This window comes from Lachnoclostridium phytofermentans (genome assembly GCF_000733755.1).
GTDB classification, from domain to species: Bacteria; Bacillota; Clostridia; order Lachnospirales; family Lachnospiraceae; genus Lachnoclostridium; species Lachnoclostridium phytofermentans_A.
This window is the reverse complement of record NZ_JPOF01000006.1, coordinates 38,214-53,126: the sequence shown is the minus strand read 5'-3', so window position 1 is coordinate 53,126 and position 14,913 is coordinate 38,214. Positions and strand designations below refer to the sequence as shown.

The following is a 14,913-nucleotide window of genomic DNA, read 5'->3' as shown; positions in this document are numbered from 1 at the left end:
AGTATCATAACTGTAAGTTCCCACTATATAATTTCATTTCACTCAATACATTTCTTCCAAATTCGCTAATCGTACTCTTTAATAACACCATCATTTGGCATATCTTTTTCCTCAGAATTTTCATAAGGATCACTTTCTTTCAATTCTTCTTTATTTAAGCTATTTTTATACTGTTCCACTGCTGGATCTTTCATTGAAAAAATTCTGTGGTATTCTTTTGTTTCTGAGTCTTTATAGGTCTCCGAACGATTTCGGTATAGAAACTTAGTTAATGCATACGTATCTACCCATATCTCATTGTTTCCCTCTTTTTGTGATTCATCGAAAATCAACTGTAATCCAAAATGTAGATGTGAGGTAGTAATATTATTTGTATTTTCTGTTGTACTATAACCCGTTCTTCCAAGATAACCAATAACATCACCTGCGGATACAACACTTCCTACCTTTAATTCTTTGTTATATGGAAAATTCTTACGCATGTGAGCATAATAATAATAACGCTTACCATCAAAACTTCGAATTCCAATCCTCCATCCACCATATTGATTCCAACCTATCGCTTCTATGTAACCAGATTCTACTGCAATAATCGGAGAACCTACTTGCCCCATCATGTCATGACCGAGATGAACTCTCTTATAGCCATAGCTTCTGGAAGCACCAAAATCATCATAATCATAATAATAATAATTTTTTGCTATTGGAGAAAAGCCTTTTAAACCATACCGTTTTTCCCATACCTTCTCAGGCGCTTCAGTTGGTGTTGGCGTTTCTAACGGTGTACTTGTTGGAGTTTTCATAGGTGCTGCTGTTATTTCTTTTCCATTTGTTTGCTTGCTTGACTCATACACTTCAATCTCATATTCTCCAATAAGACCTCCTAGAACCGCTTCATAGGCCTCATAATAATAAGGATAATACTTCATGTCTTTCGTAAGACTATCGATTGTTTCTTTCCCTGACAATAATTTATTCGCGAGCTGGTCCATGTCCTTTGCTCTATATTTTTTGAAGTCTCCACCATATTTCGCACCTAAGAACGATAATAATTCTACAAAATGAAGTTCAATTTCTTTGTTATGAGTATCAATATCATAATGATATGCTTTATCGAGAGCTTCATATGTTGCATTAAATTCCACCCACTTAATATATTTTTTATCAGTCGCAGAATTTATCGCTACTTCAATTGATTGATTCGTTGATTTTTTATCCCATAAAAATGTAAAACAAAGGATAAGTATTGTTAATATTTCTAAACATATTATGATATTCCCTTTTTTTCGAAACCACTGTAATCGAATAGGTTTTCTAAGTTTGAATTTTCGATAAAACGTCTTCATGAATGTCTTACTTCTCCTACCGTATTGATAACATTTTATGTACTAATGCTTGTCTTTATTCGATGATAAAAAGTTATAATTATCAAGAAATTTTAAAGGTGGAAAGGCACGCAAACTGTCCACAAGACATAAAGTAGTAATAAACCAAAGCGTTGAGGTGCCCGCTTGAAGTCGTTTCCGAAACCGCTAAGCGCCAAGGAAGAAAACGAGATGTTACTTCAATGTAAAGCAGGAAACAAGGTTGCGAGAGATACTTTAATTGAACGTAACCTTCGTTTAGTTGCGCACATTGTTAAGAAGTATAACACGCCGGATCGAGAAACCGACGACTTAATTTCCATAGGCACGATTGGGCTAATTAAGTCCATCGATACCTTTGATGCCAATAAAGGTATTCGACTTGCTACCTATGCCTCTCGTTGTATAGACAACGAATTATTAATGATGCTTCGTAGTGGTAAAAAACAGGCACGGGAAGTATATCTTTATGAACCTATCGGCTCTGACAAAGAGGGAAATGAAATAAATCTTTTAGATGTCATTGAAAGCACTGATGAAGATATTGTAGATATCTTCGAAATTCAAGAAAATATAAAACGGCTTTATACGTTTTTAAACAGTGCCTTGAATGAAAGAGAGCGAGAAATCATTGTCATGAGGTATGGCCTAAGTGGAGAGAAAGAAATCACGCAAAGAGAAATTGCAGATAAATTAGGAATAAGTCGTAGTTATGTTAGCCGTATCGAAAAGAAAGCCTTAAAAAAGCTGAAGGATTTATTCGAAGGTTAAAAAAAAGCTTGCAAGAAACTAACATACCCCCTCCTTAAAAATGAGGCATATAAAGCCTCAAAGTAGTGGATCAAAAGAAAGAGAAGGTGAAAATCATTCGATTTTCGCCTTCCCTTTCTTTTTTATTCGTTACAAGAAGTACATCCACAATCCTGATTCGAATTATCAGATTTCTCTTGAACACGTATCAAATCATATTGTGTAGTTTCTTTATCAAAAGTAACAAATATCTTTTGTTTTGGATGTGGACAACTTTCCATCTCATTTCCATCCTCATCCGTTATTTTAAGAACTTTTGTAGTAATATTCTCACCATTTGGTTTCATGATCTCGACCATATCGCCAACACTAAACTTATTTCTCTGTTCCATCTCACTTGCTCCTTCTGCGTTATGAGAAGAAACAATTCCTAAATAAGTATACTCTTTTACATAAACATTGTTGTCATATATTTGAGTATTAGAGTCTGGCTTTTGGAAGAAGAATCCTGTTGTAAACTGGCGATACGTACACTTACCAATCTCTGCCTTATAGTACTCCATATTCTCAAGATATTTATCAAGTGATTCATAAAAATCATCGATTGCTTTACGATATGTTCTAGCAACAGTAGCAACGTATAGTGCAGTTTTCATACGACCTTCAATTTTGAAACTATCAATACCTGCTGCTACTAGTTCTGGAATATATTCAATCATGCAAAGATCTTTGGAATTAAAGATATATGTTCCACGATCATTTTCAAATACAGGCATATATTCGCCAGGTCTTGTCTCTTCTACGACATGATATTTCCAACGACAAGGATGTGTGCAAGCCCCTAGATTTGCATCTCTTCCAGTAAAGTAATTACTTAAAAGACAACGTCCTGAATAAGAAATACACATTGCGCCATGAACGAAGGTTTCAATCTCTAAGTCCTCTGGAATGTTAGCACGTAACTGACCTAGTTCTTCTAAGGATAATTCACGTGCTGAAACTACACGAGCTGCTCCTTGTTTATGCCAGAACTGGTAGGTACGATAATTTGTACTGTTTGCCTGCGTGCTAATATGAAGCTCAATTTCTGGTACTATCTCTTTTGCTATATCAAAGACACCTGGGTCTGAGATAATTAGCGCATCTGGCTTTATTTCTTTTAATTCTCGAAAATACTCTTCTACACCTTTTAAATCACGGTTATGAGCTGTTATATTTGCTGTAACATAAACTTTTTTACCAAACTGGTGTGCAAACTCTATTCCTTTTTTCATATCTTCTAAGGAAAAGTTTTTTGCCTTTGCACGTAATCCGTACATCTCACCACCAATGTAAACAGCATCTGCACCATAGATAATCGCTGTTTTTAAAACCTCTAAGTTGCTTGCTGGAATTAATAATTCTGGTTTTTCTCTACGAAACATAGTTTCCTCCTGTATTTTATTAAAATATCCTTATATTTGCGCTCATTTTGCATATTTCAAGTTTGTAAAACTGATCTTTCACTCTTTAACATGCCTATTAGTAGGCTGGAAGTTTGTGCCTAGGATTACGCAGGCACAAACTTCTGTGTGAAATTAGAAATTCTTAGTCAGTGTATTTTACTGACTTAGAATTTCTTTTCACACTACCGTATCCTTGTACTAACTGACATTCCATCTCCGACTGGAAGAATCATCGTTGTTAAATCGTCCCTATGAGTCAATTCATATAAATACTCTCGCATTCTTGTATGAATCGTTCGATCTCTTCTCGTGATGCTATACTTTGATTTTGCAATACTACCTTCTTGAAGAACATTATCTGTTATAAATAATCCATTAACCGGAAGTAATTTCATAATCTCAGGGAGAAAATTCATGTATTGCCCCTTTGCAGCATCCATAAAGATAAAATCATAACAGTCTGTAAGCTCACCTAGCTCTTGCTTCTTTCCAGAAGGGTTAAAAAGTGATACTTCTTCTAAAGTAGCTGTTTTATTTAAAACTTTGAGTGCATCTATTGCATCTCCCATTACGAGTGAAATATCGGAAGCTCTTCTTGCTTTTGCTAAATTTTTCTTTGCTTCCGTAATTCTCATTGGCACCTTTTCTATAGTAGTAATATGACAATCCTCAGGCATATATTCACTAAGCAGAGAACAAGAAAATCCGACCGCAGTACCAACCTCAAGTATTTGTTTGGGTTGTTTCATAGCGAGAAAAAATTTAAGTACCGCTTGTGCCTCTTTTCGAATAATTGGTACTGCATTTTCTAATGCTTCTTTTTCCAATGTTCTTAAATACTGGGGCAGCTCTAATTCTAACGAATTGATATATGCGGTAATATGTTCGTCCACGATTTTCATGATTTCCTCCAACTCATAATTTTCAATATATTATAAATTTAATATGCAAGTCTTTTCCTCACATATTAAAACGCGCAGAGAGTGAATAACTCTCCTACACAGCAAGAAAGGACTCTCGTAGCCGCTTGAAAGGATAAACATTTCAACAACGGCTACGGTAGCCCTATAATAAAGACAATCAATAGTCCATTCAGTATTTCCTATCTTGTTTCTAACTTACGGTATTGCGTTGCTATTTGGAGAAGTTTTTGTATCTTCTTTTTTTCCTTCTTCCTCTACTTCTACTATCGAATTCTTATAATCCGTGATAACATCTAATATTTCATCATAATCCATTGAAGTGTTTAGGATAAAAGTTCCTGGATAGATGTTATACTCTTTAAACTTTGTCTTTAAGTAAAAAGAATACTTATTGACAATGAGATTACCAGCTTCTAATTTTCTAGCGACATCCATAGTAGACTCACCTTTTGCAATCTGAAATTCTGTATCGATTCCTGGCTCTGCTTCAACAGATACAGAACCGAAAAGCTGATAAGAAAAATTATATGTGATTTTTACAGCCTGAATTATGACTAATATAATCGCAATATAAAATAAGATATTTAAGAATACTCTTAGTACTGCACTTGTGATTTTTAATGCAACTTTGGTACTATCGGATTTCGCCATCTTAAGCCTCCAAACTCTCTCTTACTATACCTCCATGATGATTGGAAGAATCATCGGATTTCTCTTCATCTTTTTCCATAAGTAGTCGCTGAGAGAATCTTTAATTTCATTTTTAATCTTGCCCCAGTCAGTCATATTTTTATTTAGACATTTATCAAGGGCATCGCATACTACAGTTCTTGCTTCCTCCATCAGATTCTCTGACTCTCTGACGTATACAAAACCTCTAGAAACGATATCTGGTCCGGATAATACTTGATTACTGAATTTTTCAAGCGTTACAACAACTATAATTAGACCATTTTCAGATAAATGTTGTCTGTCACGAAGAACAATATTGCCTACATCACCTACACCAAGACCATCCACTAAGATGCCCTGTGATGGAATATGATCTACAATCTTCGCTCTATCTTCGGATAAAGATAATACATCACCAGAAGATAAAATCACTACATTATCTTTCTTTACACCCATATCTTGAGCCAATTCCGCATGACATTTCAAATGACGGAATTCGCCGTGCACTGGGATCGCAAATTTTGGTTTTGTCAAAGCATAGATAAGTTTTATCTCTTCCTGACAAGCATGACCAGATACATGGGTATCTTGAAAAATTACCTTTGCACCCTTCATGGAAAGTTCATTGATAATCTTTGAAACATTCTTCTCATTGCCTGGAATTGGTGTTGAACTAAATATAACGGTATCTCCAGGTGTAATTGAGATCTTACGGTGAATGGAAGCTGCCATACGAGATAACGCCGCCATAGCTTCACCCTGACTTCCAGTTGTAATCAATACTAACTGATCATCAGTGTAGTTCTTCATCTGTTCAATGTCAATCAAAACATTGTCAGGAACTGTAATATAGCCAAGTTCTGTGGCAGTAGAGATAATATTCACCATACTTCTGCCTTCAATGACTACCTTACGGTTATATTTCACTGCAGAGTTAATAATCTGCTGAACACGATCTACATTAGAAGCAAATGTTGCAACAATGATACGGTGTTTTGAATTCTCTGCAAATATATTATCAAAGGTTTTTCCAACGGTGCGTTCTGACATAGTATATCCCGGACGCATAACATTGGTACTGTCGCACATGAGTGCAAGCACACCTTTTTTACCAAGCTCACCAAATTTCTGTAAATCTATGGTCTCTCCAAAAACAGGAGTATAATCCACTTTAAAGTCACCGGTATGGACTATGATACCTGCCGGTGAATAGATTGCTAACGCTGCTGCATCTGCAATACTATGATTGGTACGAATAAACTCAATACGGAAGCATCCTAAGTTTATGGATTGTCCATACTTGATTACTTTACGTTTCGTAGATTTCAATAAGTTGTGTTCTTTTAATTTATTTTCGATAATTCCTAACGTAAGTTTCGTTCCATAGATTGGAACATTAATATCTTTGATTACATATGGTAAAGAACCGATGTGATCCTCATGACCATGCGTAATAACAAATCCTTTTACTTTTTGGATATTATCCTTTAGATAAGTAATATCAGGAATTACAAGATCAATTCCAAGCATCTCATCTTCTGGAAACGCTAATCCACAGTCAACGACTATGATACTATCTTGATACTCAAATGCGGTAATATTCATACCAATTTGCTCTAGCCCACCGAGTGGTATAATCTTAACGGCTGGTTTCGCATCTGGTTCTGGTGTCTCCACCGGAACGGTAAGTTCCACTTTATTATTATTCGCAGCACGCTCTACCTTAAAAGGTCTCGGCTTTCTCCTCATACGATTGCTACGATCCAGGTTATTATTTCTGCGATTCGCGCCTCCTGCATCCATCTGGCTATTTTTGCTTTCAAGGTTGTTTTCTTTACTATTTTCTTTTCCTTTCAAAATTGCACCTCCAAAATTTTATATGTAATTTCGTAGGGCAAACGTTTGGAAGTGGACATATTTATTCTTTTTGATTTTTTGCATCTTTTTCTGCAAAACTCTTGCATGCACTGCAAATACCAAATAATTTTACTTCATGATTTACCACTTGAAAATCCATGGTAGCCTCTATTTTTTGCTCCAAATTCTCTAATAAATCATCTTGAAATGTAAATACTTGCCCACAATTCACACAAATTAAATGGTGATGGTGGTGTACAGAAGTCTCCATACTGCCTTTCCCTATTTCATACCTCACATATCCATCATTCAAATTAAGTTTATCAATAAGCTTTAACTCTGATAATACCTGTATGGTACGATATACTGTGGCTAACCCAATATCAGGATACATATTTTTTACACAATCATAGATATCCTCAGCCGTCAGGTGTTCATCCGGTCGATTACTTAACACCTCTAGGATTGCGATACGTTGTGTTGTTACCTTTAACCCATTTTGTTTGAGTAAGGATTTAAAGTTTTCCTGCATATCTGTCATTCCATCACCTACTTCTCTTGCTCATTCCAATGTTACGTTTGCTTACGTGAATTTCATTCTATCTGTTACTTTAACTTTACTGATTGTTTCGATTTAATTTAATTATTTTTCTATATTTTTATACTATCTGTTATATAATTTTAACTAGTTATCACTTTTATAATTATAAGCAGAATAATATAATTTTAAGCTTTATTATTTATATATTATCTGTAATTATTAGTTTCCTATTTGTTTTACTTGATTTATTTATTTTATACTCATTTATTCTTTATTTTTATAATTTAGTTCGTATTTTTCGATTGTAAAGTTCCAATATTGTCCAACCATACTTGATTTTATAAAACACGATATAATATAATTTGTCAATTATATTATATCGTGAAAAAGTTCACTATAATGACATTATACTCCTGTTATTTATAGATTAATGACAATACAATCGCATTTGATATTGCAATCGTATTGTGATACAAACTCGTCTATATCTTGTTACATAACAAGCAATGGTAGCTGCTACCTAGTTTCATACAGAAACCTTAATGATACAAATATAAAGCTTATTCTGTTACGATATCTGTATCTTCTAATAATTCCTCGAAAACTGCTGCAATAGCTTCTAATTCGTTGTCGTCTTCCACCATATCATACACTGCATCCAAACTTTCCTCTTCTGATACATCTTTTAGAATATATGCATCCGCTTCTTCAGCGTTGATATCCTCTGTTACTAATAAATACTCTGTACCATTTAATTTTGTTTGTTCCAGAACGTAAAAGATTACTTCCTCATTGTCCTCAGTAAAGAAGCTTACTTTTCTATTATCTTCCATTTGCAATAAAATCCTCTCTTATAATAGATTCACTAGTAATATTTCCTTGCTTACTATTCCTAATAAGCACCTATTATATCACCTAAAGAGCGCATAGGGATTTCCTATAGTGAATCTATTTTATTTAATTCCTTCTTATTCGATAAATAGTCTAAATAACCTTGTAATATAAATACAGCTGCAAGTTTATCGACTACTTCCATCTTCTTTTTGAGGCTAACTTCACCAGCATTTAACACCTGATGTGCTGCTACGGTCGTTAAACGCTCGTCCCATAATGTTACCGGAAGTCCAGTTCTACGTCGAAGATGCTCAGCAAATTCTTCTGATTTTTCAGCACGTTCACCAATGGTATTGTTCATATTCTTCGGATACCCGAGTACAATTTCTTCCACTTCATATTGCTTTATTAACTCTTCAATACGTGCTAGCGTCTGACGAAGCTTAGTCTCTGACTTTCTTCGTATCACTTCAATGCCCTGTGCTGTAATTTTTAAACTGTCACTGATAGCAACGCCAACCGTTACAGAGCCATAATCCAAACCCATAATTCTCATTTCACTTATTAACCTCTGAAATCTTTCATTAATAGAAAAGTGGCAATCATGCTACTTTTCTATTAATTACAAGTGAGCAGATTACATGCCCATCCTGCATTAATTCCATACCCTTATCTTCTTTTTAAATGATTATCAATATAATAATTCATTAATTCCTCTAAAATCTCATCACGTTCGACTTTCATAATCAAACTTCTGGCATTTCTGTGGTTTGTGATATAGGTCGGATCTCCGGACATGATATATCCTACAATTTGATTTACCGGATTGTATCCCTTCTCAGTTAAAGCGAGATACACGATGTCAATAACATCCTTCACCACGATTTCTGGCTGTTTTTGAACTCTAAAATATTGTGTATTGTTTATCTCCTGCATCTCATCACGCCCTTCCCAGTCAACGGTAATCTTTAACAAACCGCAATATCCAAATATTACAATTCCATTTTTGGACCGTTCCTCTATTTGCATCTTACTAATATCATAATACAAATGTTCGGAAATTTCAATCTATTATTTCGGAAAGCAAAACATCATCATTCAAATACCCGGTAATACGGACGTTAACTAACTCATTACTTTCTAGGTTTGATGCAGGAATAGCAACCTTAACATAACGAGTAGTATGGCCAATCATATACATTGTATCCTCTATCTTCGTCTCTTCTTCCGTCAAAACAATTTCTTCAGACCCGATAAAAGAATCCAAATACGTAGTTCTCATCTTTTTTTCTAATTCAAACAAAATATCACTACGCTTCGATTTTATAGGTTCTTGCACCTGGTTTGGCATGGATTCAGCCTTGGTACCTTTTCTCTTTGAATATTTAAAGATATGCATCTGAGAAAAATTAACTTTCTCAAGGAATGTCTTGGTTTCTTCGAATTCTTCTTCTGTTTCTCCAGGGAATCCAACGATAACATCGGTAGTGATTGCGGGATTTTTATAGTACTTACGGATAATCTCACAGCGATCGTAATAATCATTCGGTGTATATTTACGATTCATTCTAGCTAGTGTTTCCTTACTACCACTTTGTAGGGACAAATGAAAGTGAGGGCATAGTTTTGATTTACTAGCAAGAGTTTTAACAAATTCCTCGGTGATTATTCTTGGTTCCAAAGAACTTAATCGAATTCTGCAAAGTCCTTTTATTTCGCTCAAGCTTAAAATAAGTGTTAGTAAGGGCGAAACACCATTCTCAGGAAGTAATGCTGCTTGTTCCTTTACGGATAGTGTTTCAAGTCCATAGGAAGATAAATGAATCCCTGTTAATACAATTTCTTGATATCCATTTTCTACTAGACGAATTACTTCTTTTTTTATTTCTTCTTCACTACGGCTTCTAATTCTTCCACGAGCGTATGGAATAATGCAGTAACTACAGAATTGATTACAACCATCTTGTATTTTAATATAAGCTCTTGTTTTTTCTGTCACAGCGGCGATAGCCAATTCTTCGTATTCATAATCCTTATCAATATCTATGACAGCATAATTGCTTTGGTTTTCATAATATTCATCTACCAAAGAAACAATCTCGTTCTTTTTATTATTTCCAATGACAAGATCAACCGTATCATCTTCTAGTAACGCTTCTTTTGCAGCCTGTACATAACAACCTACTGCAATCACTATAGAATCCGGATTATGTTTTTTTGCTCTATGAAGCATCTGTCGCGATTTTCTATCCGCTATATTAGTTACTGTACAGGTATTTACAACATAAATATCCGATAATTCTTCAAAATCAACAATCGTTGCACCAGCATCTAAAAAAAGTTGTTGCATGGCTTCTGTCTCATAAGAATTTACCTTACAGCCAAGCGTTAAAAAGGCTACCTTTTTACCCGACACATTATCATTTTTATTCTTCGTTTTGTAGATGTTACTTATACTCGTTTCGTCAATTTCTTGCATTTGTAACTACAATCCTTTCTATATTCAGGCTTATCAATAAATAAACCGATAACTATCATAAAATTTATCTTCTTTTTTTCTACACTTTGTATATTGACATTTATTTTGGTTAAATGTAGTATAGTAGTGAGAAAAGGTTTCCTGTGTATTCCAGTTATACTGGGACGTAAGGTACCATTAATTCATAGTATCCTGCGGGGTTTACACTTTCCGCTATGGACTTGAATAATACATCAACATCAATAAGGAGGAAATTCTCATGAAAACAGTTAAGATTTCATTAAATTCAATTGATAAGGTTAAGTCCTTTGTAAACGATGTTACTAAATTCGATTCCGATTTTGATTTAGTATCCGGAAGGTATGTTATCGATGCAAAGTCTATTATGGGTATCTTCAGCTTAGATTTATCTAAGCCTATCGATCTTAATATCCATGGCGATGATACCATGGATGAGATTTTAGCAATCTTAAAACCATACATCGTTGAGTAACAAAACATAATCAAACAGTTGTTATCTTATGATAACAACTGTTTTTTTATTATCAAAAAGTGTTTTTTTTAATTAATTTTATTAAATTAATTTTATCAAACTAATTTCCTAAATTAATTTCCTTAAACTATTTTCCTTAATTTAATTCCCTAAACTATTTTCCTTAATTTAATTTCCTTAAACTATTTCCCTTAGTATTTTACTTTACGGTAATTATTTCTCTTGTATTAATCGCTGTCTTCACCATTTCATCAATTTTTTCTGTCAGATTAAGCTCATTCTTTTCAATGACAGAAAGAATTGGTCTAGTTACCGGATGTTTTGCAACAAAAATTGTGCAGCAATCTTCGAAAGGAAGAACCGATGTTTCATAAGTCCCAATACGTTCCGAGATATCAATAATCTCTTGCTTATCCATACCGATCAGTGGGCGATATACCGGCAACGTACAAACAGCATTGGTTGCAGCTAGAGAATGCATGGTCTGACTTGCTACCTGACCAATACTCTCACCAGTAATCAAACCAAGACACTTATCACGATTTGCAATTTCTTCTGCAATTCTCATCATATAACGTCGCATTATGATTGTTAATTCTTCATGAGGGCATTTCTCATAAATATACAGCTGAATATCCGTAAAATTTACAATGTGAAGCTTAATTGGCCCTGTGTAAGCGGATATAATCTTAGCTAAATCCACCACTTTTTGCTTCGCACGTTCACTGGTATAAGGAGGTGCATGAAAATAAGTCGCCTCTATTGATACTCCACGCTTTGATATCATATAACCAGCAACCGGGCTATCAATACCACCAGATAACAATAACATTGCTTTTCCACCTGTACCTACCGGCATACCACCTGGTCCTTTTAAGGTATAGGAATATACATAAGCTTTGTTACGAATTTCAACTGTAATATGTTCCTGTGGTGTATGAACATCAACAGACAATTCAGGAAAGCGGTTTAATAAATAAGCTCCCATCTTAGAACAGATTTCTGGTGATGTAATTGGATACTGCTTATTACCACGTTTTGCTTCAACTTTAAAAGTAAATGGTTTACGTCCATAGAAGTTTTCCACATAATTACCAACTTCTTGTTTTACAACCTCCCAATCAGTCGTTTCAATTACTACGACTGGGCTAATTCCGGTAACACCAAACACTCGTTGCAAAGCAGCAACAGTTTCTTCATAATCAAAATCATCTGGACACTCTACAAAAACACGTCCCTGTTCTCTGGAAACCTCAAAATTTCCTAGTTTACTTAAATTAAATCTAACTTGATCTTTTAGTGCGTTCTCAAACACATGACGATTTTTTCCTTTTAGACCAATCTCTGCGTATTTTATTAAAAATGCTTTATACATGAAACCTCCTAATTGAATTGTATTCTACCATTCTATTTATTTTCTGGTATAACGTCGTAACATTGGTACTATTTCCTTTAGTACCTCGAGCGTATAATCTATTTCTTCCATTTTAGTATTGACTGAAAAGCTAAATCTGAGTGTTGAGTCTAACAAACTTTTATCTACACCGATTGCAATCAAGGAACCGGATAAGCTTGGGTGATTCGAAGCACATGCAGAACCGGAAGAAACATAGATATCCTTATCCTCAAGAGCATGTAATAGCACTTCACTTCGTATCCCTTGAAAGCTTGCACTTACTACATGAGGAGCAGTTTGCCGTACTCTTTCTGACAAGGATAAGTCTTCTCGTTCTGTATATACTGCGTTTACTGTCACTTCTGACATCTGTTGTAATCCTTCAATCAGATGAGTTTTTAAGTTATATAAATGATTGATTTTTTCTTCATGGTTCTCATAGATTTCTTTCATTGCTTGATATAAACCGGCAATTGCTGGAACATTTTCGGTACCGGAACGGTAACCTTTTTGTTGTCCTCCACCATGGATGATTGGCTTTATCTTAACTTTATCTTTGATATATAAAAATCCTGCACCTTTTGGCCCATGGAACTTATGTCCGCTAACCGACATTAAATCAATTCCTTCTTTCTTTGGAAAAATCTTAAACTTCCCAAAGCACTGTATGGCATCGGTATGAAATAAAATATCTGATTTTTTCTCTTTTACAAGTTTAGATAATCTAGCAATATCCTGTATGGCTCCGACTTCATTATTGACATACATAATGGATACTAAAATAGTATCCTCACAAATCTCATTTAATAATGCTTCCTCGATGACTTTACCATTTGAATCTACTGGTACATAGCTGATTCGAAATCCAAAATCTTCAAGCGCTATTAAAGGATTATGCACAGATGCATGTTCAAATTGTGTTGTTATAATATGTTTACCCGAACGTTGATACGCTAGTGCTGTACCAATTAAGGCCATATTATTGGATTCTGTACCTCCAGAAGTAAATACAATCTCTTTCGGTTCAACCTTAAGTAGTTTTGCTATTGACTCCTTTGCATCTTTGATGTATCGTTCCGCTTCCATTCCTTTTCGATGCATAGAGGAAGGATTACCAAAGTTAACGTATAGTGCATCTACCATGATATCGCGCACTGATTCCGATACTTTTGTAGTAGCGGCATTATCTAAATAAGCTATCATACTACCTCCAAATTGGCGTTTTGCGCCTCTTAAAACATGGAATTTTATAGAAACATAACTCCAAAACGAAGCGCAGAATCCGACGTATCTATAATATACGAGTTTCAATGAAATGTAATCTATCAACTCCATTGATTAACTCTTCCTATCAATCTCTAATTATACTTCTTAGTACCCTTTATAGAATATAACTTACTCTTCTTCCTCAAAAGTTAACATGATATAAGATAGAATTGCAAGTCCTGCTGTTTCAGTTCGAAGAATACGTTTACCAAGTGTAATTGGAATAATTCCATGTTTCTTTGCTAACTCTACTTCTTCTTCCTCGAAACCGCCTTCTGGCCCAATCATAATACCAATAGAGCTACTCTCTTTTGATTGATTGATTAATGCTCTCGTTTCCTTAATCCCACTAGCACATTCGTAAGGTAGTATAGATAAATCACACTCTGCTGCCATCTTTACCGCCTCACTGTAAGAAATTAGATCATGAACCTTAGGAATAAAGCCTCTTCCCGATTGCTTTGCAGCCCCCTCAGCTATCGCTTGCCAACGTTCTAATTTTTTTTGTTCCTTTTTCTTATCCTCTAACTTTACAATTGTTCTCTTCATCATGACTGGAACAATTTCGTAAGCACCAAGTTCTACTGCTTTTTGGATAATCAGTTCCATCTTATCTTTTTTCGGTAAGCCTTGAAATAAAATTAATTTCGCAGGTAACTCAGTGTCGGTTTTTTTCCGTTCTGTTATCGATAACAGAATATTATCTTTTTCAAACTCTGCTATTATACAACAATAATCGTTGCCTTGTCCATCACAAGCAATTAATTTTTCTCCAACTTTCATACGAAGTACATTTTTTATATGATTTACATCCGCACCATCAATGCGGATTGTTGTATCCGAAACGTTAGATGATTCAATATAAAATCGATACATTTAAACTCCCATCTGCG

At 34.7% G+C, this 14,913-nt stretch carries 15 protein-coding genes; 2 read left to right on the top strand and 13 right to left on the bottom strand.

The features are described from left to right. Positions 1 to 65: 65 nt before the first annotated feature. Positions 66 to 1,346, bottom strand: coding sequence for a M23 family metallopeptidase (locus tag CC92_RS0113590; RefSeq protein WP_029504697.1), 1,281 nt, complete (start codon positions 1,344 to 1,346; stop codon positions 66 to 68). A 165-nt stretch (positions 1,347 to 1,511) separates the two neighbouring features. Between CC92_RS0113590 and sigK the strand changes: the two genes are divergently transcribed. Continuing rightward, on the top strand, positions 1,512 to 2,135 hold the full coding sequence (gene sigK, locus CC92_RS0113585; RefSeq protein WP_029504696.1) for an RNA polymerase sporulation sigma factor SigK: 624 nt from the start codon (positions 1,512 to 1,514) through the stop codon (positions 2,133 to 2,135). Positions 2,136 to 2,257: 122 nt separating this feature from the next. Here the strand turns inward: sigK and CC92_RS0113580 are convergent, their stop codons facing one another. The 9 genes from CC92_RS0113580 to mtaB form a co-directional block, all read right to left on the bottom strand. Further along, positions 2,258 to 3,538, bottom strand: a complete 1,281-nt coding sequence (locus CC92_RS0113580; protein WP_031420409.1) for a peptidase U32 family protein — start codon at positions 3,536 to 3,538, stop codon at positions 2,258 to 2,260. Positions 3,539 to 3,741: 203 nt separating this feature from the next. Beyond that, positions 3,742 to 4,461: an O-methyltransferase gene (locus tag CC92_RS0113575; protein WP_029504694.1), complete on the bottom strand. Its 720-nt coding sequence runs from the start codon at positions 4,459 to 4,461 to the stop codon at positions 3,742 to 3,744. A 216-nt stretch (positions 4,462 to 4,677) separates the two neighbouring features. Next, positions 4,678 to 5,133: an endolytic transglycosylase MltG gene (locus tag CC92_RS0113570; protein WP_029504693.1), complete on the bottom strand. Its 456-nt coding sequence runs from the start codon at positions 5,131 to 5,133 to the stop codon at positions 4,678 to 4,680. 24 nt (positions 5,134 to 5,157) lie between these two features. Then, a complete protein-coding gene (locus CC92_RS0113565; protein ID WP_420323184.1) occupies positions 5,158 to 6,957 on the bottom strand; it encodes a ribonuclease J in 1,800 nt (599 codons plus the stop codon). Positions 6,958 to 7,072: 115 nt separating this feature from the next. Next, a complete protein-coding gene (locus CC92_RS0113560; RefSeq protein WP_029504691.1) occupies positions 7,073 to 7,552 on the bottom strand; it encodes a Fur family transcriptional regulator in 480 nt (159 codons plus the stop codon). 560 nt (positions 7,553 to 8,112) lie between these two features. Continuing rightward, positions 8,113 to 8,385, bottom strand: a complete 273-nt coding sequence (locus CC92_RS0113555; RefSeq protein ID WP_029504690.1) for a DUF1292 domain-containing protein — start codon at positions 8,383 to 8,385, stop codon at positions 8,113 to 8,115. Positions 8,386 to 8,489: 104 nt separating this feature from the next. After that, entirely contained in the window at positions 8,490 to 8,942 is a 453-nt protein-coding gene (gene ruvX / locus CC92_RS0113550; protein WP_029504689.1) for a Holliday junction resolvase RuvX, read from the bottom strand. A 113-nt stretch (positions 8,943 to 9,055) separates the two neighbouring features. Beyond that, a complete protein-coding gene (locus CC92_RS0113545; RefSeq protein WP_029504688.1) occupies positions 9,056 to 9,322 on the bottom strand; it encodes an IreB family regulatory phosphoprotein in 267 nt (88 codons plus the stop codon). 127 nt (positions 9,323 to 9,449) lie between these two features. Next, positions 9,450 to 10,865 (bottom strand): tRNA (N(6)-L-threonylcarbamoyladenosine(37)-C(2))-methylthiotransferase MtaB, encoded by a 1,416-nt coding sequence (mtaB, locus tag CC92_RS0113540; protein WP_081841942.1) that lies wholly within the window; start codon positions 10,863 to 10,865, stop codon positions 9,450 to 9,452. 259 nt (positions 10,866 to 11,124) lie between these two features. On the opposite strand from mtaB, the gene CC92_RS0113535 reads away from it, so the two are divergent. Then, positions 11,125 to 11,358, top strand: a complete 234-nt coding sequence (locus tag CC92_RS0113535) for an HPr family phosphocarrier protein (RefSeq protein ID WP_029504686.1) — start codon at positions 11,125 to 11,127, stop codon at positions 11,356 to 11,358. A gap of 199 nt (positions 11,359 to 11,557) precedes the next feature. Here the strand turns inward: CC92_RS0113535 and thiI are convergent, their stop codons facing one another. The 3 genes from thiI to CC92_RS0113520 form a co-directional block, all read right to left on the bottom strand. After that, the gene (gene thiI, locus CC92_RS0113530) at positions 11,558 to 12,733 is read right to left on the bottom strand and encodes a tRNA uracil 4-sulfurtransferase ThiI (protein WP_029504685.1); all 1,176 of its coding nucleotides are present in this window, start codon (positions 12,731 to 12,733) and stop codon (positions 11,558 to 11,560) included. Between the two features lie 36 nt (positions 12,734 to 12,769). Continuing rightward, positions 12,770 to 13,957 carry a cysteine desulfurase family protein gene (locus CC92_RS0113525; protein ID WP_029504684.1) on the bottom strand — a complete coding sequence of 396 codons (1,188 nt, stop codon included), beginning with the start codon at positions 13,955 to 13,957 and terminating at the stop codon, positions 12,770 to 12,772. A gap of 192 nt (positions 13,958 to 14,149) precedes the next feature. Next, positions 14,150 to 14,896 carry a 16S rRNA (uracil(1498)-N(3))-methyltransferase gene (locus CC92_RS0113520; RefSeq protein ID WP_029504683.1) on the bottom strand — a complete coding sequence of 249 codons (747 nt, stop codon included), beginning with the start codon at positions 14,894 to 14,896 and terminating at the stop codon, positions 14,150 to 14,152. Positions 14,897 to 14,913 lie beyond the last annotated feature (17 nt).